Here is a 24189-nt window from a genome sequence, read left to right on the forward strand (position 1 = left end):
CCGTTTTCATGAGACGCTGAGCTCCAGTGGGCAACTGCGCAAAAGCGGCATGACAGCCGGCTTCCGACATGCAATTTCGGCCGGTTCTTTACATTTCTTCGATAGTGATTGCGAGGGGCTCGACGGCGCGTCGAGATTGCATCACGGCGGTATCGCCGTCAGTGTTCTGACAGGCAAAAAAAAACCCGCTGGCCGGGCCAGCGGGTCGTCGTGCGCAGTGTGGACCTCAGTGCACGGTGAACAGCTTGTCGAAGCCGGCAATGCGCAGCGTGTTACGCAGTTCCGCGCCAGCGTTGACGATGCGGATTTCAGCGCGATCGCCGCCCGCATGTTCGCGCAGGAGCATCAGCATGCCCAGCGCCGAGCTGTCCATGCCGGTGACCTGCTCCAGGTCGAGCACGTAGCTGCGCGCGGGCGCGACGTCGCCCAGGCAGGCGTCGTGGAAGGCGCGGTGGATCGAGAAGTCGAAGCGCTCGCCCAGGTGAAGGGTGAGGCAGCCCTGCTCGGTGTCGTGGTGGACGTTGATGGACATGCGTGGGCTTCCTCAGAACAGGTCGATGTCGCCGGCAGCCATGGACTGCTGGAGGGCCGGGCCACGCGAGCGCAGACGGGCGCGCTCGCGCTGCTCGGCGAGACGGGAGCGGACGCGCTGGGCGCGGGCACCGAGCTCGGCCGCGTCGGACGGCGCGCAGGCCAGTTCCTCGATGTCGCGCGTGCAGTCCGCGGTGATCTCCTGCAGCTCGACCAGGCGCGACCGCGTCTGGTGCAACAGCTGGCTGAGGATGTCCTCGAACTGCAGCGAGCGGATCGTCGTGGAAACGTCGTTGCCCAGGCCGCGGTTGATCGTGGCGGCTTCGTCGGCGGCGGCGCTGGTGCGCGCGTTCGATTCGGTGATCGTCGACATCATCGCGTCGATGCCGCCCTTGGCGGAGAGCGCCACGTTCATGTCCTGCGAGGCCATGTGGCCGACCAGCTCGCGCAGCTGCTCCATCGCGGTGCGCGAGCGCTCCACGTGCGTGCCGATCTTCTCGTTGAACTGGTTGCTGTGCTGCGCCAGGTTGCGGATCTCGCCGGCGACGACCGCGAAACCGCGACCGGACTCGCCGGCACGCGCCGCTTCGATCGCCGCGTTCAGCGCCAGCAGGTTGGTTTCCTCGGCGATGGTGTTCACGTTCTTCAGCAGGGCGAACACGGCGTCCATTTCCTTCGCCATGCCGTCGATGCGATAGACGATGCGCAGGCTCTCGCGCGAGAGCTGCACGATCAGGCCGACGAAGTGCTCGAGCAGGCCGGCGGTGCGGTCGGCGAAGTCCTGCACCGAGATGCCCTTGCCACCGCCTTCGATGATCTCGCTGAGCAGCTTCTGCTGCTTGCCGGTCTTCTGCGACAGGCCATTGAAGCCGCCGCCCAGTTCGGCGACCGCGTCGCGCAGCAGGTCGAGCGCCTGGTTAAGTTCACGGCTGGCATGACCGAGTTCGTCGACGATCGCGCTGCGCACGTCTTCCATGGCTTCGCGCACCGAGGCCTCGTCGCTGGTGGCGCTGCTGAGCACCACTTCGACGTCGGGCAGGCGTGCCGGGCGCAGCCCGATCGCGATCCACGTCGCCGTCAGCAGGGCCACGACCACGGGGGCGACCCAGGCGGCGTGGAACACGAGGACAACGACGAGGGCGACCGCGCTGGCGGCGAATCCCACGATGCGTTCGTTTTTCGGAATCGACATGATGACGTCTCGAGAGTTCAGGTACCGACGCGCGCGGCGACGGACACGGGAGTGTGGGCAAGCGCGAGCAGGCGCGCGGCGATGGCGTCGAGCGGCAACATCTCGCCGGCGGCGCCGGCCTTCCAGGCGGCACCCGGCATGCCCCAGACGACGGAGCTGGCTTCGTCCTGCACGAGCGTGGGCGCGCCGACTTCCTTCAGTTCGCCGAGGCCGCGCGCACCGTCGTCGCCCATGCCGGTGAGCAGGCATCCGATGGTCGCCGCGCCGACACTGGCGGCCATCGAGCGGAAGAGGACGTCGACCGCGGGCTTGTGCCGGTTGACCGGCGGGCCGTCGTGCAGGCGGCAGACATGACGTGCGCCGTCCCACATCACCAGCAGATGCTGGCTGCCGGGGGCGATATAGGCGTGACCCGCCTGGATCGGCTGGCCGTCGCGCGCTTCGCAGACGCGCATCGCGGAGCAGGCGTCCATGCGCGCCGCGAACGGACCGCTGAAGGCGGCGGGGATGTGCTGGGTGATGACGATCGGCGGCGCGGTGGGCGGCATGGCCTCGAGGACGACGCGGATGGCCTCCGTGCCGCCCGTGGAGGCGCCGATGGCGATGATGCGCGTGCCGCCGCGGGTGCCCGCGCTCTGGGCGCGCGGAAGCACGGCATCGGCGGAAAGGCGTGGCGCGACATCCAGTTTTGTCACCGCGCTGCGCTCGCGCGGCTTCGCGCCGGCGGCGAGGCGCACCTTGGCGCAGATCTCCGGCGCGTGCTCCATGAACGTGTTGGCCAGATCGGCCGCCGGCTTCGTGAAGAAATCGACCGCGCCCAGTTCGAGGGCGCGGAGCGTGACGTCGGCGCCGCGCTCGGTCAGCGTGGACACCATCACCACGGGCATCGGGCGCAGCCGCATGAGGTTCTCGAGGAACGTCAGGCCGTCCATGCGCGGCATTTCGACGTCCAGCGTGAGGACGTCCGGGTTGAGCTGCTTGATCTTGTCGCGCGCGATCAGCGGATCGGCCGCGGTGCCCACGACCTCGATGCCCGGATCGGACCCGAGCATGGTCGACAGCACCTTTCGCACCAGCGCGGAGTCGTCGACGATGAGAACGCGTACTTTCTGCATGGGCTCTTGCAACTCGGGTGGCGGGACGTCCCTGTCGGCGAACCGACCGGATGGTTTCACTGGGCGGACTTCCGACGGGACGCGTCAGAAAAGTTCCACCTCTCCCTTTATCGGATCGTCGGCCAATCGCTTGAGGTATCGTTTCTCGCGATCGGCCAGGCTGTGGTCGTGCATGGCCCGCAGCTGGCGCACCCGTACCTTGCCGCTGACCGGGAAGAACTGGACCTGGCGCGGGTAGATGTCGCCGACGTCCGCCGCGCAGAGCTTCAGCTTCTCCGTGGCGATGTACCGCTGCACGAAGGCGATGTTGCGCTGGCCGATGTCGGTCATGGTGGCGAGGACGCGCCCTCCCCCGAAGATCTTCACTTCCAGGTCGTCGCGACGACCGCCCGCCTTGAGGATCGCGTTGATCAGCTGCTCCATGGCGTCGTTGCCATAGCGCGCCGCGCGACCGATCGTGGAGCTCCAGCTGTCGCGCTCGCCGGCGGGTTCCGGCAGCATGAAATGGTTCATGCCGCCGATGCGCCGGCGCGCGTCGCGGACGCAGGCCGACACGCACGAGCCGAGCACCGTGGAGATCATCTCCTCCTGCGTGCTGACGTAGTACTCGCCCGGCAGGATCTTGACCGTGACCACTTCCTGGGCGGGATCCCAGAAACGGCGGACGTGCTCGAAGCCGGGCAGCACGCTCTTGGGATCGAAGCCCGCGAAAGTGCGCGGCTGTGCCGCGAACGCGTCGCTCATGGCCGCTTCCGGTAGACGGTGCGGCCGATCAGGTCGAAATCGTCGGACAGGCCGTACATCGATTCGGAGTGGCCGAGGAACAGGTAGCCGCGATCTTCCAGCTTGCCCGCGTAACGGGCGAACAGGCGCTGCTTGGTCGGTTTGTCGAAGTAGATGACCACGTTACGGCAGAAGATGGCGTCGAACCGGCCCTGCATGGGCCAGTCGTGGAGAAGGTTGAGCGGCTGGATCGTCACCAGCTCGCGCAGGCGCGGGTGCACCTGCACGAAGCCGTCGAACGAGCCTTCGCCGCGCAGGAACCAGCGCTTGCGCCGCGCGTCGCTCACGCCGCCGAGCCGATCGATCGGATAGACGCCCTTGCGCGCCGCCGCCAGCGCCTGCGGCGAGAGGTCGGTCGCGAGGATCTTCGCGTCGATGCCCGCGCCGCTGCGTTCCAGCGCCTCGGCGAGCACCATCGCGATGGCGTAGGGTTCCTCGCCCGTGGAGCAGCCCGCCGACCAGATGCGCAGACGACCGCCGCGTTTTTCTTCGAGCCAGCGCGGCAGGAGTTCGTCGACCAGCAGGTCGTAATGGTGCATCTCGCGGAAGAACGACGTCACGTTCGTGCTGATGCAGCTGGCCAGCTCGCCCAGTTCCGCGTCCGGATCGCGGCGCAACAGGTCGCAGTAGTCGGCGAACCCGGCCAGCCCCAGCGCGCGCAGCCGACGGAGCAGGCGACCCTGGACCAGCTGCCGTTTGTGGTCGCCCAGCGAGATGCCGCAGTGCTGGAGCACGAATTCGCGCAGGAACGCGAACTCGGCTTCACCCAGGCTCGGTCCCGCGCCCGCCAGACCGGCGGCATCGCCGTTGTCGACGAGCGCGTTCATCGATCAGAACTCCTTCCACACCCCGGCGTCGGCCGACTCGGCGACCGGACGCGGAGCGCGCGGCGCCGGTGCGCTGCGGACGGCGGCGAACACGGTTTCCATTTCTTCCTGCGCGGCGTCCTTGCGCGGCGCGCGCGCCGTCGTCGCACCCGCCGCCTGGCCGGTGATCTGGAAGAACGCGACCTGGCGGCTGAGTTCGGTCGCCTGCTCGTGCATGGCACGGGCGGCGGCCGCCGATTCTTCCACCAGCGCGGCGTTCTGCTGGGTCATCTCGTCCATCTGCAGCACGGCGTGGTTGACCTGGTCGATGCCGGCCGACTGCTCGGAGCTGGCGGCGGCGATCTCGGCGACGATGTCGGTCACCTTCTTGACGCTGTCCACGATCTCGGCGAGCGCCTTGCCCGACTGGTCGACCAGCTCGGAACCGGCGGCGACCTTGCTGGCGCTGTCGTTGATGAGGCCCTTGATCTCCTTCGCGGCACCCGCCGAACGCTGCGCGAGATTGCGCACCTCGGTGGCGACGACCGCGAAGCCGCGGCCCTGCTCGCCGGCGCGGGCGGCTTCGACGGCCGCGTTGAGCGCCAGCAGGTTCGTCTGGAAGGCGATCTCGTCGATGAGGCTGACGATGTCGGAAATCTTCTTGCTGGAGGTGTTGATCTCGCGCATGGCGACGACCGTCTGCGCGACGACTTCGCCGCCGCGCTCGGCCTGTTCACGCGCACCGCGGGCGAGCTGGTTGGCGTGGCTGGCGTTCTCGGCGTTCTGCTTCACGGTGGAGGTCATTTCCTCCATCGACGACGCGGTTTCCTCGAGACTGGAGGCCTGCTCCTGCGTGCGCTGCGAGAGGTCGTCGTTGCCACGCGAGATCTGCTGCGCTGCGGTGCTGACGGAGCCGGCGCCATGGCGCACTTCCGAGACGATGGCGCTGAGACGCTCGTCCATCGCGCGGAACGCGCCCTGCAGCTGGCCGAGCTCGTCGCTGCGCGTGACCTGCACGTCGTGGCCCAGCTTGCCCTCGGCGATGAGGTGCGCGACGGAGACGGCGTGCGAAAGCGTGCGGATGATCGAGCGGACCACGAGCGCGGCGATCAGCAGGCAGACCACGAGGCCCACACCGAGCGAGACGATGCTGATGGCGCGGATCGTCTTGTACTGCGCGGTCTCCTTCGCGAAGATCGCGGCCGCTTCGTCGCGCTTGGCCTCGACGAGCTTGCTCAGCTGCGACTGACGATCCATGAGCAGCGGGCGCACCTGCAGCTCGAGCACGTCGGTCGCGCCCTGGTCACCCTGGTTCAGGGCGTCCACCATGTCGGCCTTGGCCTGGGCGTAGTCGTCGTTGGTCGCCTGCCATTTCTCGTAGAGCTTCTTGATGTCGGCCGACATCGGCACCTTGAGGAACTCGGCCTTCGTGGCGTCGAGCTCGGCCTGAAACTTCTGGAATTCGGCGACCTTCTGCTTCACCTGATCGGCATTGCCGACCTTGGCCGCGCCCTCGCCCAGCACCACGAACGACATCAGCGAGCTGGTGTTGATGCGGGCGAGCATTTCCGACGGGACGAGTTCTTCTTCGTAGACCTGACGCATGCCTTCGTTCTGGTAATGCATGGCGCCGAGACCGACGGCCGCGCCGCCCAGGAGCATGAGCGTGAGCAGGCCGAGCACGCCATACAGGCGGCCACGTACGGTCATCGCGGGGAGCTTGAACTTGAACTTCTTCATCACGATTCCAATCGACAGGCGTCAGGCGACGGCTTTGACTTCGGGAGAGGCGAGGGCCGCCTCGAGCATCTGCGCATCCTGCGGCTGGAGAAGGCGATCGACGTCGAGCAGGAGCACCATGCGCTCGCCCACGGACGTCAGGCCCTTGAGGTATTCGGTATCGACGGTGGTGCCCATGTCCGGCACCGGACGGACGGCGCCGGGCAGGACCTCGACCACGTCGGAAACGGCGTCCACCACCACGCCGAACTGGCGGCCGGCGACCATCACGATCACGCAGACGGTGGTCGCGGTGTACTCCTCGCGCGCCAGGCCGAAGCGCAGGCGGAGGTCGAGCACGGGGACGATGGCGCCACGCAGGTTGAGGACGCCCAGCACGTAGGACGGCGCCTGGGGAATGCGGGTGACCGGGGTCCAGCCACGGATCTCGCGGACCGCGAGGATGTCGACCCCGTATTCCTCGTTTCCGAGGTTCACGGTCAGGTACTGCGCGGCCTCGGCGGTCGCGTCGATGGCGCTGTTGACTGGCTGGTTCATGTCTTTCCCACGGCGGATCAGAGCGGCGGTGTAACCCCTTACCTGTGGGGTATCGGCCGCGGCAGGCCGGACTTGAGGAGTAATCTCAATGGCAGGGCGCCAGCGACTCGCTGTGGGAGCGGACCTGGCCGGGGCCGTGCCTAGGACAACCGTGAAGCCGCTGACTCCTGTGGGAGCGGACCTGGCCGCGACTGCTCTTGGCGAAGCGCCGCAGGACCTGTTGCTTTCGGCGAGAAGCTGTCGCGGCCAGGTCCGCTCCTACGACAGCCGCGGGGCCTGTTGCTTCCGGCGATGAGCTGGTCGGGACTTTGCCTCGGACAACCGCGGAGCCGTTGATTTCTGTGGGAGCGGACCTGGCCGCGACTGCTTTTGGCGAAGAGCCGCAGGGCCTGTTGCTTCCGGCGAGAAGCTGTCGCGGCCAGGGCCGCTCCCACAACAGCCGCGGCGGCTGACACTTCCGGCGAAAAGCGGTGGTGGCCGGGGCCGCCTTGCGCGATCAGGCGGCTTTGCGGCGGGACTGCATGCGGACGAGGCCGGTGACGTCGGCGATGAGGGCGACGGAACCGTCGGCCAGGATCGTGGCGCCGGAAATGCCCGCGACGCGGCGGTAGTTCGCCTCGAGCGATTTCACGACCGCCTGCTGCTGGCCGATCAGTTCGTCGACGAAGAGGCCGATCCGGGTGCCCTCGCCTTCCACCACGATGACGATGCCCTCGTCGACCGCGCGGCGCTGGCCGTCGCAGCCGAATACGTCGTAGAGGCGGACGATCGGCAGCCAGTGGTCGCGGAAGCGGAAGAGCTCGCCGCCGCCGGCGACGCTACGCACGGCGTCCGGCTTCACCTGCACCGATTCCACGATGGAGACCAGCGGAACGATGTAGGTTTCGGCGCCCACGGCGGCGGTGAGGCCGTCGATGATCGCCAGCGTGAGGGGCAGCGTGATCGTGAACGTGGTGCCGCTGCCGTGCACGCTGCGGATGGCGACCGTGCCGCCGAGGTCCATGACGTTGCGGCGGACGACGTCCATGCCCACGCCACGGCCCGAGAGATCCGTGGTCGCGGCGGCGGTGGAGAAACCCGCTTCGAAGATGAGTTCGGCAACGGCGTCGTCGGACATGCCGTCGCCCGACGCGATGATGCCGCGCTGCACGGCCTTGGCGACGATGGCGTCGCGGTTCAGGCCCGCGCCATCGTCGGCCACTTCGACCACGATGGAGCCGCCACGATGGAAGGCCTCCATGCGCAGCGTGCCCGTGTCGCCCTTCCCTGCCGCGAGCCGCTTCGCGGGCACTTCGAGGCCGTGATCGATCGCGTTGCGGACGAGGTGGACGAGCGGATCGCCGATCTTCTCCAGCACGGTCTTGTCGAGCTCGGTGGTCTCGCCGCGCAGGTCGAGGACGACCTTCTTGTCGAGCTTCTGCGCCAGGTCGCGGACCAGGCGCGGGAAGCGGTTGAAGACGGTGCTGATGGGCAGCATGCGAATGCTCATCACGCTTTCCTGCAGCTCGCGCGTGTGCCGCGACAGCTGGGCGAGGCCCTGGCGCAGCATCTCCAGCTGCGAGGCGTCCACGCCGTCGTGGAACTGGCTGAGCATCGACTGCGTGATGACCAGTTCGCCGACGAGGTTGATGAGGGTGTCGATCTTCTCGATACCCACGCGGACCGAACTGGCCTCGCTGCTCGCCGCGACCTCGCGGACGGCGCGCGGCGAGGCGGCCGGGGCAGCCGCCGGAGCGGCGACGACGGCCGGCGCGGCGATGCGCGGCACGATGGACAGGTCGCAGTCGCCGTCGACCCAGTCGAACACGCCTTCCACCGCCACGCGCTTCGCGCCGGCGTCGAGGCCGAGCGTCCACCCGAGGTACGACGACGACGCGTCCATGTCGGCCAGCGAAGGCAGCTTGCTGGCGTCGCACGTCACCCGCAGCGGCCCGAGCGTCGCCAGCTCGCGGAACATGCGCGCGGGATCGTTGCCCGTCTTGAGCAGGTAGTCGAACGGACGGAACGCGATGTCCCAGCCTTCGATCTCCTCGGCCGCGACGGGCGCCTTCGCGACGACCGGCGCGGCCGTGCCGCCCGAGACCATCGCGGACAGCTCGGCGAGCAGCGCCTGGCTCTCCGGCGTGGCGGCCGGCTGGCCGGCCATCGACAGCGCGAGCATGTCGCGCACGGTGTCGCCCGAGCGGAGCAGCAGCTCCACGACGGCCTTTTCCATCGGACGGCGGCCGCTGCGGACCTCGTCCATCAGGTTCTCGGCCACATGGGTGAAGGCCGCCACGTCGGTGAAACCGAACGTGGCCGCGCCGCCCTTGATCGAATGGGCGGCGCGGAACACGACGTTGATCAGTTCCGGATCCGTCGCGCCCTCGTCCAGCGCGAGGAGCGCCTGCTCCATGGCGTCGAGGCCATCGAGGCTTTCCTCGTGGAACGCCTTGTGGAATTGCGCCAGATCGACTTTGGACATGAGGGTGGAGCCTTCGGTTGCCGGAACGTGGACGGGTGGATCAGCCGAGCACGCGGGCGACGGTGGCCAGCAGCTGGTCGGGGTCGAACGGCTTGACCAGCCAGCCGGTCGCGCCGGCGGCCTTGCCTTCCATCTTCTTTTCCGGGTTCGACTCGGTGGTGAGCATCAGGATGGGCACGCCGCTGTAGCCGGCCATCGTGCGCATTTCGCGCACCATCGAGATGCCGTCCATCACCGGCATGTTCACGTCGGCCAGCACGAGGTCGAATTTGGCGCCGCGCGCCGTGTCGAGCGCGGCCTGGCCGTTGTCGGCCTCGTCGACGTCGTGGCCGGCGCCGCGCAGGGTGAAGGCCACCATGCTGCGCATGGAGGCCGAGTCGTCTACCGCAAGAATCTTTGCCATGAGTGCACCTTCAGTTCACGCCGGCGTCGGCCGGCAGTTCGATCAAAGCGGTGAGGTCGAGCGCGGCGACGCCGCGGCGCAGCGTGTCGCTGACGCCGTCCCATGCGACGGGAACGCCCGCGGCGCGCGCGTCGCGCGAAAAGGCGGCAAGCACCTGGAGGCCGGCCGTGTCGATCTGGGCGACAGCGCCGGCATCGATGCGGACCGGCTCGCCGGCCGCGAGGGCGGCGAGCAGCGTCTCGCGCAGCGCCGGGGCGGCCGCGATGCGCAGGTCGGCATCGAGCGCGACCGGCTCGCGGGGAGCGTCTTTGGGAGATTTCTTCGCCATCGTCCGTACCGTGGAGCCCCGTGGCGCACATCGCCATGGGGTCGTTCGGTGGGCTTATCGGCGGCGGGAAGGAAAGCTTTAGGCGACGGGCGTCGCGGGCTTCGGCAGGATCAGCATCGCGTCGCCGTAGGAGAAGAAGCGGTAGCGCTGCAGGACCGCGTAGCGATACGCGTCGAAGATCGCTTCCTTGCCCGCCAGGGCCGAGACGAGCATCAGCAGGGTCGACTGCGGCAGGTGGAAGTTGGTGATCAGGGCGTCGACGCTGGTGATCCTGTAGCCCGGGAAGATGAAGATCTGCGTCTCGCCCGCGAACGGCCGGAGCACGCCCTCGACCGTGGCGCTCTCCAGCGCGCGCACGACGGTGGTCCCGACCGCCACGACCCGGCCGCCAGCCGCGCGCGTGGCGCGGATCTTCTCGACCAGGGCGGCGCCCACGTTGAGCCATTCGCGATGCATCACGTGGTCGCGGATGTCGTCGGCGCGCATCGGCTGGAACGTGCCGGCGCCCACGTGGAGCGTGACGTAGCCCGTCTCGACGCCGCGCGCCCGGAGGCGCTCGAGCAGCTCCTCGTCGAAGTGCAGGCCGGCGGTGGGCGCGGCGACGGCGCCCGGCTCGCGCGCGAACACGGTCTGGTAGCGCTCCTTGTCCGCCTCCTCCGCGCCGCGCTCGATGTACGGCGGCAGCGGCATCTCGCCCAGCCGCGAAAGCAGGCGCTCCAGGGGCTCGTCGCCCTCGAAGCGGAGCAGGAAGAATTCGCCCTCGCGGCCCAGCACGGTGACCATGCTGCCGTCGGCGAGCTCGATCCGTCCGCCCTCCTTGGGCTTCTTGCTGACGCCGAGCTGCGCGCGGGCCTCGTGGGCGCCCGTCACCCGCTCGATCAGGATCTCGACGGCGCCGCCGGACTCCTTGCGGCCGTAGAGGCGCGCCGGCAGCACGCGGGTGTCGTTGAACACCAGCAGGTCGCCGGGGCGGAGCATCTCGGGCAGGTCGGTGAAGCGGCGGTCCTTCTTCGTGTGCGCCTCGACATCCACCACCAGGAGGCGGCTCCCCGACCGGCGGGCGAGCGGCGCCTGCGCGATGAGTTCGGGCGGGAGGTCGAAATCGAAGTCGGATCTTTTCACGGGACGGCCGGGCGGCGGAACGGTGACCGCATTATCGCCTATCGGGCGGACTTCGGTTTCGCTCCGGCCGTTCGCGCGCTAGCGCGCTTCCCAGGCCCGTTCAGAGCCAGCCCTTCTGGCGGGCCAGCCGGTATGCCTCGATGCGATTGGCGGCGCCCAGCTTGCCGATGGCCTCGGACAGGTAGTTCCGCACGGTGCCGTGCGACAGGTTGAGCTGGCTGCCGATGTCGCTCGCCGAGTGCCCTTCCCCCGCCAGGCGGAGGACCTGGCGCTCGCGGTCGTTCAGCGGATCGGCGTCCGACCAGGCTTCCAGCGCCAGCTGCGGATCGATGGCGCGGCCACCCCGGTGCACGGTGCGCAGCGCGTCGGCGAGTCCTTCGGCCGGGGCGTCCTTCAGGAGGTATCCGCCCACGCCGGCGTCGAGCGCGCGGCGAAGAAAACCCGGTCGCGCGAACGTCGTCACGATGATCACCTTCACCGGCAGTTCGTGCCGGCGGATGCGCTGGGCGAGTTCGAGGCCGGTGAGTCCGGGCATCTCGATGTCGGTGACGAGGACGTCCGGCTTCAGGCGCTGGACCTCGCGCCATGCCGCCTCGCCGTCGGCCGCGGACGCGAGCACCTCGATGTCGGACTCCAGGTTTAGCAGCGCGGATAGGGCGCCGCGCACCATCGCCTGGTCTTCGGCGAGCAGCACGCGGATCATGCGATGCGCTCCATGCGATCGGCATGGCAGGGAACATCGATGGACAGCACCGTGCCCTGTTTCGGGGGCGAATCGATCGCGAGCCGTCCCCCGATCTGACGCATGCGCTCGCGCATGCCCGAGACCCCGTTGCCGTGCGCGGCGAGTCCGCCGCAGCCGTTGTCCGTGATGCGCATCGCGAAGTCCTGCCCCTTGCGTGAAATGACGACGTGCGCCTCGGTGGCGCGCGAGTGACGATGGATGTTGGTGACCGCCTCGCGCAGGACGAGCGACAGCGTCGCCTCGGTGGCCTGCGGCAGGTCGAACCCGTCCGGCAGCTCGGTATGCAACGCGATGCCCGACGCTTCCAGCATCAGCCGGGCCGAGACGAGCTCGCTGGCGAGGTCGCCGGCGCGCAACCCGGTCACGGCGCTGCGCACTTCGGCGAGCGTGTGGCGGGCGACGCGCTCCACCTCCTCCATCTCCTGTTGCGCACGCGCGGGATCGGCGAGCGCGAGGCGCCTGGCCAGTTCCGATTTCAGCGTGATCAGCGACAGCGTATGGCCCAGCAGATCGTGCAGGTCGCGCCCGATGCGCTCGCGCTCCGCGAGCGTCGCGAGCCGGCGCACTTCCGCCTGGGACAGACGCAGCTCCGCGTCGCGCCGCGCGCCACGCACGTAGAGGAAATTGCTGAAGCCCGCGGCGAGCGACACACCGAAAACGACGAACACGTGCACCTGGGGCACATGGAACAGCATCACCCACACCTGGGTGACGACGGTGGCGACCAGCGTACCGAGCAACCAGACGCGCGCGCGGCGGGCGTAGGCGAGCAGCGTCACGCCGATCACCACGTAGCCCACCGACACCGGATTGACGGGCCACAGGGTGAAGCCGAGCAGCGTGATCATCGCCGCGTTGAACGGCAGCCTCGACAATGGCGCCACATAAACGCTGACGTAGCACACGAGGTAGACGGGAATGGAGATCAGCGTCGGCGCCATCCAGTCCCAGTCGAATCCCTTCACCGCCAGCGGCGCCTGGATGAGGGCGACCAGCCAGAACACCTGCAGTCCGCCCTGCCAGCGCAGGTAGACCGGCGAGCGCAATCCGCCCAGCAGGGAGTCGCGGTGAGGTGGCGGCACGCGGATCACGACGCGAGCCTGTCGTGGGTGCCCGGCAGCACCGCGGGCTGCGGCGGCAGCGCGCGATCCTCGGGTCGCAGGGGCACCTCGATCCGCAGCGACGTCCCCTTCCCCTGGCCCGATTCGAACGCCAGCGTTCCGCCGAGCGAACGCACGCGTTCGCGCATGCCGCAGATGCCGTTGCCTTCGTCGCCGCTGACGCCGCGGCCGTCGTCCCGCACGGTGAGGATGCAGGTGCGCGCATCCACCACGAGGCTTACCTCGGCATACGTGGCACGCGCGTGGCGATGGATGTTGGTGACGGCTTCGCGCAGGACGAGCGCCAGCTGATTGTCGATCCGCGCGGGCACCTCGGGCAGGTCGTTCGCATAGACGAACTCGATCTGCGAGCTGATCAGGAGCAGCCGCGCCGCGGCCAGTTCCGCGACGAGGCCCGAGGCGCGGATGCCCGTCACGGCGGAACGCACCTCGGCCAGCGCGTGCCGCGCCACCTGCTCCGCCTCTTCGACCTCGCGCTTCGCGGCGACCGGATCGCGATCGGCGAGACGCCGGGAAAGCTCGAGCTTCAGCGTGATCAGCGAAAGCGTATGCCCGAGCAGATCGTGCAGGTCGCGGCCGATGCGCTCGCGCTCGGCGGTCGCGGCGAGCCGACGGATCTCGTCGTGCGACAGCTTCAGTTCGACGTCGCGCTCGGCGTTGTAGCGGTAGACGACGTTGATGGTGCCGACGCCGAAGGCGATGAACGACACCGTCGCGATCGCCGCGTACGGCCAGTGCACGACGAACCAGGCGATGGCGACGAAGCCCGCGAGCACCGCCGCCATGCTGGCCAGGCAGCGACGCGGCGCGCCGTCGAAGCCCAGCATCGCGCAGGCGTAGATGACGTAACAGCCGCCGCCACTGGCGTTGAAGCCCATCGTCGCGTAACCGAGCAACGCCACGAGGAGCGCGAGCCACGGGGCCATGGCGACGGGGCGCAGGTACGCCTGCGCGTACAGGAAGAGGAACATGGGGAACGACAACGCCGTGGCCAGGATCCAGTACGGCCCGATGTCGTTGCGGAAGACGAGGTCACCGAAGACGTACACCGTCCACACGAGGTGGAACATGCTCGCGATGCGCAGCCTCGGCTGCCCGCGAAAGCGGCTCCACAACGAACCCGGCGCCGGCCGGAACCACGAGCGCATCGTCGACGTCCCCCCAGTGAGCCGAGCCGTCATGCTACTTCAACCGTGCCGACGCAGGCGACGCATCGCCAGCGTGACGAAGACGACCGTGTAGCCGGCCAGGACCGCGACATGCGGCCAGGGCGCATCCGTGCCCAGGCCGACGGCACCGAGCGCGAGCCGGTCGAGGTGATACGCCGGCCACAGCGGCGCGATCGCCTGGATCGCGGAAGGCATGATCGACAGCGGGAACCACAGCCCGGACAGGAACGCCATCGGCAGGTACACGAGGTTGACCACGCCTGGCGCACCCTGCCCCTTGATCAGCGTGGCGATCAGCAACCCGAGCGCCGCGAACGGCAGCACGCCCAGGACCTCCAGCAGGAAGAACGCGGCGATGCGCGGCGCGGCGAGGTGCACGCCGGCGACGAAGATCGCGAGACACAGCATGATCGCCGATACGATGGCCGCGACCAGCACCGCCATGGCCATCTTGCCGATCAGGTAGGCGCCCGGCGGCATCGGCAGCGCGCGTTTCAGCGTGAGCAGGCCGGTGTCCCGTTCGAGCGCGAGCGAGACGCCGAAACCGAACAACCCGGGCGCCATGACGCCGAACGTGCCGTACGACGCGAGCAGATAACGCGGCGCGTCCGGCCCGTTCGCGTGGCCGAGGAGGACCCCGAACATGAGGTAGAACACCGACGGGAACAGCAGCGTCGGCAGGAGGAATCCGGGATTACGCAGGTAGCGCAGGCATTCGGCCCGCGCTTCCTCGACGTACGCGGCGACGTTGCGGCCCGCGCTCATGACAGGCGTGGCGACGCTCTCGATGGTGGTCATGCGGCCTCCTGCACGGCGGCGGATTCGCGGGTGATTTCCTGGAACGCTTCGGCAAGGCCGGCGCGTCTCACTTCGAGTTCGGCGAGCGACGGATCGGCGTCCAGCAGACGGCGCACGACCCCTTCGGCATCCGCGGTCGCGACGGTCAGGCGGCCCTGCTGGACGTCGACGGAGACCACTCGCGGCCAGCGCGCGACGTCGGCCGCATCCAGCGCGGTGACGCAGCGGATGCGACGCAGCGCGACGTGGGCACGCAACGCGTCGACGCTGCCTTGCGACACCACGCGCCCCTTCGCGATCACGCAGACGCGGTCGGCGAGCGCCTCGGCCTCTTCAAGGTAATGCGTCGTCAGCACCACCGCGCAACGTTCCTTCAGCATTTGCCGGATCGCCGCCCACAGGGACTGCCGCGCGTCGATGTCCATGCCGACGGTCGGTTCGTCCAGGAAAAGGATCTCCGGCCGGCCGACGATCGCCATGGCGAACTGCACGCGCCGCTGCTGTCCCCCGGACAGGGCACCGTAGCGCCGGGTCATCAGGTCGTCGACGCCGGTGATGGCGGCGCATTCCGCGATCGCGCGCGGTTCGGGGTAATAGCTCGCGGTCAGCCTGAGCAGTTCGGCCACGCGGAGCGTGTCCGGCAGGACGGCGGACTGGAGCATGACGCCGATCCGCCGCCGTGCCGCGATATCCTGCGGATCGCGACCGAAGAGCGTCACGGCCCCCGCGTCGGCGCGATGCAGACCGAGCAGCAACGCGATACTGGTGCTCTTGCCCGCGCCGTTCGGACCGAGCAGCGCCACCAGCTCGCCGCGGTGGATATCGAGGTCGATGCCGTCGAGCGCGACGATGTTCCCGTAGCGCTTGCGGACGCCGGCCAGCCTTGCGATGCACGTGTCTTGGTTCATGGGCCCCTCCTTGCGTTGCAACATATTCCCGCGCAAGCCATTGGCGGCAGTCGCTTGCGTCATTGTGCGGATGTGACAACCGTCACCCGGGGGTTACGCGGCCAAAAACCGCATGCTATGCTGGGCCAATAATCCCTTTACATATAGATACTTAGCGGCCTCTTAAGGGATCGATCCAAGCCAGTGCCGCGTCATCCGGAAGAGGAGTGGGTCCATGGGCGTTATCGGTCATCTGCGCGAAATGCGCGAGTTCGGCGGCGCGCCGCGTACGACGGGTCTTTCCGATGACGTCGTCGAGCGCTTCGCCGCCCAGGATCCCTCGCTCGGTCGCGCCATCGACGAAGCGGTCGCGCGCCATCGCGAGCTGCGCGCCGACATGGCGGATTTCCTGCGCAAGGACGAAGCCCAACAGATCCTCGATCTGCAGTGCGGCGTCGTGAACTTCTATCCCGACGACGGCGTGAATCCGTACGTACCCGCCGCCGCGCGCGGCCCGTGGATCGTCACGCTGAAGGGCGCCGTGATCCACGACGATGGCGGTTACGGCATGCTGGGCTTCGGCCACAACCCGGACGCCATCCTCGAGGCCATGTCGCGTCCGCAGGTGATGGCGAACGTGATGACCGCCAACGTGTCGCAGCTGCGCCTGTGCGAAGCGCTTCGTCGCGAACTCGGGCGCTCGCGTGGCGGCAGCCCGTATTCGCATTTCCTGTTCCTCAATTCGGGTTCGGAATCCGTGACGCTCGCCGGTCGCATCGCCGACGTCAACGCGCGCCTGATGACCGACGCCGGCGGCCGCCATGCGGGCCGTACCATCAAGCGCCTCGCGGTGAAGGGCGCGTTCCACGGCCGCACCGAGCGGCCCGCGCTCTATTCCGATTCGTCGCGCCGCAATTACCAGCAGCACCTGGCGAGCTTTCGCAACGAAGACAGCCTGATCACGGTCGAGCCGTACAACGTGGCGCAGCTCAAGGCCGCGTTCGCCGAAGCGGATCGCCAGGGCTGGTTCATCGAGGCGATGTTCCTGGAGCCCGTGATGGGCGAAGGCGACCCGGGCCGCGCCGTCACGCCGGAGTTCTACGCCGCCGCGCGCGAACTGACGCGCGAGCACGGCACCGTGCTGCTGGTCGACTCGATCCAGGCGGGCCTGCGTGCGCATGGCGTCCTGTCGATCGTCGATTACCCGGGCTTCGAATCGCTCGACCCGCCGGACATGGAAACCTTCTCGAAGGCGCTGAACGCGGGCCAGTACCCGCTCTCGGTGCTCGCGGTCACCGATCGCGTCGCGGGGCTCTACCGCAAGGGCATCTACGGCAACACCATGACGGCGAATCCGCGCGCGCTCGACGTCGCGCTCGCCACGCTGGGCGAGCTCACCGACGAGGTCCGCGCCAACATCCGCGATCGCGGCCAGGAATTCGTGAAGAAGATCGAGCAGCTCAAGGGCGAACTCGGTGGCCTGATCACCAAGGTGCAGGGCACCGGCCTGCTCTTCTCCTGCGAGCTGTCGTCGGAGTTCAAGTGCTTCGGCGAAGGTTCGACCGAGGAATACATGCGCGAACGCGGCATCGGTGTCATCCACGGCGGCGCGAATTCGCTCCGCTTCACGCCACACTTCCGTGTCACCAGCGCGGAGGTCGACCTGATCGTGGAAGAGATCCGCCACGCCCTGACCGAAGGCCCGCGCCGCAGCGCCTCGGCGGACAAGGCGGCCTAGCCAGCCACCGTGCGTGGTAGGAGCGCGCCCTGCGCGCGACATGTGTTGGGGCCATGAGCCACAGGGCCTGTAGCGCTCCGCGAAAACATGTCGCGCGCAGGGCGCGCTCCTACCACGCGGGATCGCGCTAAGCTCTGGCGGCCGGACTGCCCGGCGTCACGTAGGGGTTCGCCATGCGTACGCAGCTTCGTGTCCTCGCCGTTTCTTCCCTCCTCTGCTTCGCCGCCGGTGCGCTCGCCGCGCCCCAGCAGGCGGCCGGAAAGAAAGACCTCACGCCACAACAGCAGCGCATGAGCACCTGCAATGCGCAGGCCGCCGGCAAGTCGGGCGACGCGCGCAAGTCGTTCATGAGCAGCTGCCTGAAGGGCGAGCAGCCCGCGAAGGCCTCCCAGCAGGAAAAGATGAAGACCTGCAACGCCGACGCTTCGGCCAAGAGCCTCAAGGGCGACGAGCGGAAGACCTTCATGAGCAGCTGCCTGAAGGGCTGAGTCACGCGTTCGGGGGTGGGGGTCGGGAAGTGGGGGCGGCACGGCCGTTCGCGGGACCACACCCCACTCCCCGTCCCTCTTGTCTCGCCTATGGGACAATCGACCACCCGTCCGCCACACGACCCGCGCGCATGAAGATCGTCGAAGTCCGTCACCCCCTCATCCAGCACAAGCTCGGCCTGATGCGTCGGGCCGGCATCAGCACGAAGGAGTTCCGCGAGCTGGCTTCCGAGGTCGCCGCGCTGCTCACGTACGAGGCGACGGCCGACATGGAGACCGAGTGCAAGACCATCGACGGCTGGGCCGGCCCGGTCGAGGTGACGCACATCAAGGGCAAGAAGGTGACGATCGTGCCGATCCTGCGTGCCGGCCTCGGCATGCTCACGGGCGTGCTGGAGATGATCCCGGCGGCGAAGGTGAGCGTGGTCGGCCTGCAACGCGACGAAGACACGCTGGAACCGGTGGCGTACTACGAGAAGCTCAGCGGCGGCATGGACGAGCGCACGGCGATCATCGTCGACCCGATGCTCGCCACGGCGGGCACACTGGTGGCCACCGTCGACATGCTCAAGGCCGCGGGCGCGAAGAAGATCAAGGGCCTGTTCCTCGTGGCCGCGCCGGAGGGCCTGAAGCGCATCGAGGCGGCGCACCCGGACATCGAGATCTACGTCGCCTCGATCGACGACCACCTGAACGAGCTGGGCTACATCCTCCCCGGTCTCGGTGACGCCGGAGACAAGATCTTCGGTACCAAGCAGAAGGCGACCTGATCCTCGAAAGCCGCCGTTTCTGTCACATCCCGCTGTCACATCCGTGGTGGACAATCCCCGGGTGGGCTCGCAGGGGGAACGCCGCGCAAGGGGATCGCGCGTCGCTTCGGGTCGCACACATACCAACGACTCGAGGGGACATTCGAATGCGTTCGACCACGACACGGCGCGCCATCTGGGCCGCGCTGGCGGGACTCACCGCCGTTCTTCCACTGCAGGCGGCCGACCTGGCCATCACCCAGTTCCGCGTCCGCGGCCCCGCCGGCGGCAACGACGAATTCGTCGAGCTGCAGAACACCGGCACCGCGGCTCTGGACGTGTCCGGCTACAAGCTCAACGGATCCAACGCCAGCGGCACCGCCAGCACCCGCTCAACGCTGCCGGCCGGCACCACGATCGCGCCGGGCTGCTTCCTGCTGCTCGCCAACGGCGCCAGCGGCGGGTATTCCGGCGGCGTGGCGCCGGACGTGAAATACAGCACGGGCGTCACGGACGATGGCGGCCTGGCCCTGCTCGACGCCACCGGCACGATCGTGGACCAGGTGGGCCTGAGCGCCGGCTCGGCCTATAAGCTCGGCACGCCGTTGACGAGCCTTGGCAGCACGAACGCCGACCAGGGGTATGGCCGCCGCACCAACGGCTCGGGCCTGCCGCAGGCCACCGGCGACAACGCGGCCGACTGGGTGAAGGTCGCCCCGACCGCGCCGCGCGCCAGCACGTCGCCCTGCGCGTCGTTCGGGCTGAGCCTCTCCATCGCCGACGCCACGGTCACCGTCCGTAACGGCGACGACCAGACCGTGCCGTTCGCCGTCACGCTGAGCGAGCCGTCCTCCGCCGATGTCACCGTGCACGCCGCCACGGCCGACGACACGGCCACCGTCGCGGCGGGCGATTACGACGCCGTCGATACCGACGTCACGATCCCGGCAGGCAGCACGTCCGCGACGGTGAACGTCACGGTGCACGGCGCGACCGCCGCCGGTCCGGACAAGGCCTTCCGCGTGAACCTGACCAACGCCTCCGGTGGCGGCGTCACGATCGCGAAGGCATCGGCCATCGGCGCGATCCTCAACCAGATTCCCGTCGCCGCGGAGATCTGGCAGGTCACCGGCCGTGGCCAGGTGTCGCCGCTACTCGGCAAGCGTGTCGCCACGCGCGGCAACGTCGTCACGGCCGTCGGCCCCGCGGGCTTCACGATCCAGACGCCCGACGATCGCGCCGATGCCGACCGCCTCACCTCGAACGGCATCTACGTGTTCACCGGCGGCGCGCCGACCGTGAAGGCCGGCGACAAGGTCGACGTCGAAGCCACGGTCGACAACTACTTCAGCCTGCCGGAGCTCAAGGACGCCACGATCACCACGACGATGCGCGGCGCGAAGCTGCCGAAGGCGGTCGTGTTCGGTAACGACGTGCCGTCGTCCGACCCCAGCGCGCTTTCCTGCGGCGAGACGAACTTCCAGTGCTACGTCGGCATGCGCGTGCAGATCGACAACGGCATGATCACCACCGGCAACCTGCGCTTCAGCAACGAGCCGTTCGCGGAGGTCTACGTCACCGCCAACGGCAAGCGCTCGCTGCGCGAGCCGGGCGTGCGCTACACCGTGCCGGTGCCCGAGGGCGTGAACCTGCCGAACTGGTCGGGCAACCCGCAGGTGTTCAAGATGAATACCGCCGACTTCGGCGCGGTCGCGCCGAACACCCCGTTCAACGCCGGGACGACGTTCCGTGCCGAAGGCGTCATGTCGTACGCGTTCGGTGCGTACACGTTCATTCCGACGAAGGTGACGGTGAAGAAGGCCGCGGAGCTGCCGCGCGCCGTGGATGCGCGTCCGTTCTACGCCACCCGCGTCGGCGCGCTCAACACCGAGCGTTTCTGCGATACGGAGTTCAACACCACGTTCACCTGCAGCGGCGGCGACAAGGAACCGACCGCCGACGAGGTGAAGCTGAAGACGCAACGCCTGTCCGCGTACATCGGCAGCGTGCTGAAGCTGCCGGACATCCTCTCGGTGGAAGAGGTGAAGAGCCTGCAGGTGCTTCAGGGACTCGCGAAGCAGCTGGGCGACGACTATCCGGCCCAGTACGAAGCGATCCTGCAGCCGGGCCACGATCCTAGCGGCATCAACGTCGGCTTCCTCGTGCGCACTGACCGCGTGCGCGTGCTCGACGTGCGTCAGCTCGGCGCCGACGAAACCTGGCAGGACCAGGGTGCCACGGCGTTCGTGCACGATCATCCGCCGCTGTTGCTCACGGCCGAAGTGCCGTCGCTGGTCGGACGCGTGCGGGTCAATGTGATCGCGGTGCATCCGAAGGCGCGCCAGAACGTCGACAAGACCGGCACGACGGCGGAGCGCGATCGCCAGAAACGCTTCCTGCAGGCGAAGTCGCTCGCCACGCAGGTGCAGGCGTTGCAGACGGACCGGAAGAACCTGCTGGCACCGCTGCTGGTCGTCGGCGATTTCAACGCGTATCAGTTCAGCGATGGCTTCACCGACGTGGTCGGCCTGATCTCGGGCCGTTACGACGACAGCCAGAACCTGCTGAAGCTCGGCGGCAACGTGGTGAAGCCGGCGCTGTGGAACGCCGTGGAATCGGTGCCCGCGCAGGATCGTTACTCGTTCCTGTTCACCGAGAACTTCGGCAACATCCAGGGCCAGAGCCCGCGCCAGGTGCCGACCCACCAGGTGCTGGACCATGCGCTGCTCAACACGGTCGCGCGCGGCCTGTTCCTGCAGATGCAGTACGGTCGCGGCAACCTCGACGCGCCCGTGCAGACGCTGGACGACGCGGCGACCGCCACGGACAAGCGCAAGGCGATCGGCTCATCGGACCACGACGGCTTCGTGGTGGACATGCTGACGCTGCCGCTTGGGGTGTTCTGACGAACGACACCTGATGGTCCGTAGGAGCGCGCCCTGCGCGCGACAGCATTTCGCCGGGAGCAACAAGTCCTGTTGCTCCCGGCCCCAAAAGATGTCGCGCGCAGGGCGCGCTCCTACTTCGCGAAGCGGTCCGTCGCGCGGACCAGCTCGCGCGTGATGCCGGGCTCGAACGCCGAATGGCCGGCGTCCTGCACGATGCGCAGGTCGGCTTCCGGGAACGCGCGATGCAGGTCCCACGCGCTGCGGACCGGGCAGACGACATCGTAGCGACCCTGCACGATCACGGTGGGGATGTGGCGGATGCGGCCGACGTCGCGCAGCAGCTGGCCGTCGACCTCGAAGAATCCCGCGTTGACGAAGTAGTGGCACTCGATGCGCGCGAACGCGAGCGCGAACTCGTCCTCGCCGCTGGAGGCCATGTGGCCTTCGTCCTGATAAAGGTAACTCGTGGCGGCTTCCCACACCGACCACGCGCGCGCCGCGGCGACGCGCACCGCCGGATCGTCGCTCGTCAACCGGCGATGGTAGGCGCTGATGAGATCGCCGTGCTCGGCCTGCGGAATCGCGGACAGGTACGTTTCCCACGCGTCCGGGTAGAGCTGATCGCAGCCGGACTGGTAGAACCATTCGAGTTCGGAACGGCGCAGCATGAAGATGCCGCGCAGGACGAGTTCGGTGACGCGCTCCGGATGCGTTTCGGCATAGGCGAGCGCCAGCGTCGATCCCCACGAGCCGCCGAAGACCTGCCAGCGGTCGATGCCCAGGTGCTCGCGGATCCGCTCGATGTCCGCGACGAGATCCCAGGTGGTGTTGTCGATCAGCTCCGCGTGCGGCGTGGACCTGCCGCATCCGCGCTGGTCGAACAGGACGATGCGGTACGTCGCCGGATCGAAGAAACGGCGGCAGCGCGGATTCGTCCCGCCGCCCGGCCCGCCGTGCAGGAAGACGACCGGCTTGCCCTGCGGATTGCCGCTCTCCTCGAAGTAGAGCGTATGCAACGGCGACACCTGGAGCATGCCGCTGTTGAACGGCTCGATCGGCGGATAGAGGTCGGGTGAATCCTGGGCCATGGAAAGTCCTGCGGGGCGTGGAAAGTGCCTAGGTTACAGCAGCTTGCCCGGGTTCATGATGCCCTTGGGATCCCACGCCGCCTTGATGGCGCGCATCAGCGCGATCTCGGCGTCGCTGCGCACGCTGCCGAGCCAGGGCTTCTTCACGAGGCCGATGCCGTGCTCGGCCGAGATGCTGCCGCCGTGCCGGGCGAGCGTGTCGACCAGGAGCGTCGTGACGTGCTCGCACTGCTCGACGAACCGCGCGTTGTCGAGGTCCGCCGGCTTGAGGACGTTGATGTGCAGGTTGCCGTCCCCGATGTGGCCGAACCAGACCACCTCGAAGTGCGGGTATCCCTCGGACAGAAGCGCCTCCATCTCCGCCATGAACGCGGGCACGGCGGAAATGCGCACCGACACGTCGTTCTTGTATGGCTTATGTGGCGCGAGGCTCTCCGTGATGCCTTCGCGCAACCGCCACAGCGAGGCCGCCTGCGCGTCGCTGGAGCTGATCACGCCGTCGACGACCCAGCCCTCCTCCATGCACAACTCGAAGAAACCGAGCGCGGCGGCTTCGGCCTGGTCGTCGGCGGCGTCGAATTCCGTGACGACGTAGAACGTGTGCGTCTCTTCGAACGGCTGCTGCGCCCCGTGCGCCAGCACGTGACGCAGGGCCCGATCGGTGAAGAACTCGAAGGCTTCCAGACGGAGGCTGTGCCGCGCTTCGGCGAACACCTTCATGAGCGCGTCCATCGCGGGCACCGCGAGCAACATCACCTGCGAGGGCGGCGGTGGCGAGGTCAGCGTCAGCGTCGCTTCCACGACGATGCCCAGCGTACCCTCCGAACCGATCACGAGATGGCGCAGGTCGTAGCCCGAGGCGTTCTTGATCAGGCCACGATTGAGGTCCAGCAGTTCGCCGGTGCCGGTGACGACCTTCAGGCCGGCGACCCATTGCCGCGTGTTGCCGTAACGGATGACGCGGATGCCGCCGGCGTTGGTCGCGATGTTCCCGCCGATCTGGCAGGAACCGCGCGCGGCGAAATCCACCGGATAGAGCAGGCCGTGCTCGCGCGCGGCGTTCTGCACGGCCTCCAGCGGAATGCCGGGCTGCACGGTGAGCGTGCGGTCGATCGGGTCGAAGCCGAGCACGCGGTTCATGCGATCGAGGCTGACGACGAGCTCACCGTGCGCCGCCACGGCGCCACCGGAAAGACCGGTACGCCCGCCGGACGGGACGATAGCGACGCCGGCGCCATGCGCCCAGCGCACCACCGCCTGTACCTCGTCCACCGACGCCGGCCAGACGATGGCCAGCGGCGCCGGCGTCCAGCGACGCGTCCAGTCGCGGCCGTGGTGCTCGAGGTCGCCGGGATCGGTCGACACCTTGAGGCCGGGAATCTGGTGGAGAAGGTCGGACAGGCGCGGATCGGTCATGGGACGGCTCGCTGGCGAAGGCGTCCAGCGTGCCGCAAGGCGGCCCGAGCGTCTACCGCGCCGCAGCATATCTGGCATAGT

Annotated in this window: 22 protein-coding genes; 4 read left to right on the top strand and 18 right to left on the bottom strand. The window is 68.4% G+C overall.

What is annotated here, in order from left to right:
- Positions 1–226: 226 nt before the first annotated feature.
- The 16 genes from BMY69_RS11150 to BMY69_RS11225 form a co-directional block, all read right to left on the bottom strand.
- Positions 227–532 carry an STAS domain-containing protein gene (locus BMY69_RS11150; protein ID WP_177191141.1) on the bottom strand — a complete coding sequence of 102 codons (306 nt, stop codon included), beginning with the start codon at positions 530–532 and terminating at the stop codon, positions 227–229.
- A gap of 12 nt (positions 533–544) precedes the next feature.
- A complete protein-coding gene (locus tag BMY69_RS11155; protein WP_090054593.1) occupies positions 545–1723 on the bottom strand; it encodes a methyl-accepting chemotaxis protein in 1179 nt (392 codons plus the stop codon).
- 17 nt (positions 1724–1740) lie between these two features.
- A complete protein-coding gene (locus BMY69_RS11160) occupies positions 1741–2838 on the bottom strand; it encodes a protein-glutamate methylesterase/protein-glutamine glutaminase (protein WP_090178025.1) in 1098 nt (365 codons plus the stop codon).
- A gap of 84 nt (positions 2839–2922) precedes the next feature.
- Positions 2923–3582: a chemoreceptor glutamine deamidase CheD gene (gene cheD, locus BMY69_RS11165; protein ID WP_090054596.1), complete on the bottom strand. Its 660-nt coding sequence runs from the start codon at positions 3580–3582 to the stop codon at positions 2923–2925.
- Positions 3579–4448, bottom strand: a complete 870-nt coding sequence (locus BMY69_RS11170) for a CheR family methyltransferase (protein ID WP_090178027.1) — start codon at positions 4446–4448, stop codon at positions 3579–3581. The genes cheD and BMY69_RS11170 overlap by 4 nt, the downstream gene beginning before the upstream one ends.
- A 3-nt stretch (positions 4449–4451) precedes the next feature.
- Positions 4452–6167: a methyl-accepting chemotaxis protein gene (locus BMY69_RS11175; protein WP_090178028.1), complete on the bottom strand. Its 1716-nt coding sequence runs from the start codon at positions 6165–6167 to the stop codon at positions 4452–4454.
- 21 nt (positions 6168–6188) lie between these two features.
- A complete protein-coding gene (locus BMY69_RS11180; RefSeq protein ID WP_090054601.1) occupies positions 6189–6704 on the bottom strand; it encodes a chemotaxis protein CheW in 516 nt (171 codons plus the stop codon).
- 496 nt (positions 6705–7200) lie between these two features.
- A complete protein-coding gene (locus BMY69_RS11185; protein WP_090178031.1) occupies positions 7201–9168 on the bottom strand; it encodes a chemotaxis protein CheA in 1968 nt (655 codons plus the stop codon).
- Between the two features lie 40 nt (positions 9169–9208).
- Positions 9209–9571 carry a response regulator gene (locus BMY69_RS11190; RefSeq protein WP_090054604.1) on the bottom strand — a complete coding sequence of 121 codons (363 nt, stop codon included), beginning with the start codon at positions 9569–9571 and terminating at the stop codon, positions 9209–9211.
- A gap of 10 nt (positions 9572–9581) precedes the next feature.
- Positions 9582–9899, bottom strand: a complete 318-nt coding sequence (locus tag BMY69_RS11195; protein WP_090178033.1) for an STAS domain-containing protein — start codon at positions 9897–9899, stop codon at positions 9582–9584.
- Between the two features lie 78 nt (positions 9900–9977).
- A complete protein-coding gene (queA, locus tag BMY69_RS11200) occupies positions 9978–11021 on the bottom strand; it encodes a tRNA preQ1(34) S-adenosylmethionine ribosyltransferase-isomerase QueA (RefSeq protein WP_090178035.1) in 1044 nt (347 codons plus the stop codon).
- A gap of 100 nt (positions 11022–11121) precedes the next feature.
- Entirely contained in the window at positions 11122–11724 is a 603-nt protein-coding gene (locus BMY69_RS11205) for a response regulator transcription factor (RefSeq protein ID WP_090054608.1), read from the bottom strand.
- Positions 11721–12857 (bottom strand): sensor histidine kinase, encoded by a 1137-nt coding sequence (locus BMY69_RS11210; protein WP_255364529.1) that lies wholly within the window; start codon positions 12855–12857, stop codon positions 11721–11723. The genes BMY69_RS11205 and BMY69_RS11210 overlap by 4 nt, the downstream gene beginning before the upstream one ends.
- Positions 12854–14035, bottom strand: coding sequence for a sensor histidine kinase (locus tag BMY69_RS11215; protein ID WP_177191142.1), 1182 nt, complete (start codon positions 14033–14035; stop codon positions 12854–12856). The genes BMY69_RS11210 and BMY69_RS11215 overlap by 4 nt, the downstream gene beginning before the upstream one ends.
- 39 nt (positions 14036–14074) lie before the next feature.
- Positions 14075–14854 carry an ABC transporter permease gene (locus tag BMY69_RS11220; RefSeq protein WP_090178039.1) on the bottom strand — a complete coding sequence of 260 codons (780 nt, stop codon included), beginning with the start codon at positions 14852–14854 and terminating at the stop codon, positions 14075–14077.
- Positions 14851–15762 carry an ABC transporter ATP-binding protein gene (locus tag BMY69_RS11225; RefSeq protein ID WP_090178042.1) on the bottom strand — a complete coding sequence of 304 codons (912 nt, stop codon included), beginning with the start codon at positions 15760–15762 and terminating at the stop codon, positions 14851–14853. Before BMY69_RS11225 ends, BMY69_RS11220 begins: the two co-directional genes overlap by 4 nt.
- A gap of 214 nt (positions 15763–15976) precedes the next feature.
- Between BMY69_RS11225 and BMY69_RS11230 the strand changes: the two genes are divergently transcribed.
- From BMY69_RS11230 to BMY69_RS11245, 4 genes are all read left to right on the top strand, one after another.
- Entirely contained in the window at positions 15977–17479 is a 1503-nt protein-coding gene (locus tag BMY69_RS11230; protein ID WP_090178045.1) for an aminotransferase class III-fold pyridoxal phosphate-dependent enzyme, read from the top strand.
- Between the two features lie 173 nt (positions 17480–17652).
- Positions 17653–17967 carry a PsiF family protein gene (locus BMY69_RS11235; protein ID WP_090178048.1) on the top strand — a complete coding sequence of 105 codons (315 nt, stop codon included), beginning with the start codon at positions 17653–17655 and terminating at the stop codon, positions 17965–17967.
- 131 nt (positions 17968–18098) lie between these two features.
- Entirely contained in the window at positions 18099–18737 is a 639-nt protein-coding gene (gene upp, locus BMY69_RS11240) for a uracil phosphoribosyltransferase (protein WP_090054618.1), read from the top strand.
- A gap of 146 nt (positions 18738–18883) precedes the next feature.
- Entirely contained in the window at positions 18884–21622 is a 2739-nt protein-coding gene (locus BMY69_RS11245; protein WP_090178051.1) for a lamin tail domain-containing protein, read from the top strand.
- Between the two features lie 113 nt (positions 21623–21735).
- Here the strand turns inward: BMY69_RS11245 and pip are convergent, their stop codons facing one another.
- Complete coding sequence (gene pip, locus BMY69_RS11250) at positions 21736–22692, bottom strand: prolyl aminopeptidase (protein WP_090178053.1); 957 nt, start codon at positions 22690–22692, stop codon at positions 21736–21738.
- A gap of 33 nt (positions 22693–22725) precedes the next feature.
- Complete coding sequence (locus tag BMY69_RS11255) at positions 22726–24108, bottom strand: FAD-binding oxidoreductase (RefSeq protein WP_090178056.1); 1383 nt, start codon at positions 24106–24108, stop codon at positions 22726–22728.
- Positions 24109–24189: the final 81 nt, after the last annotated feature.

It is taken from the genome of Luteibacter sp. UNC138MFCol5.1 (assembly GCF_900110505.1).
Lineage (GTDB): Bacteria > Pseudomonadota > Gammaproteobacteria > Xanthomonadales > Rhodanobacteraceae > Luteibacter.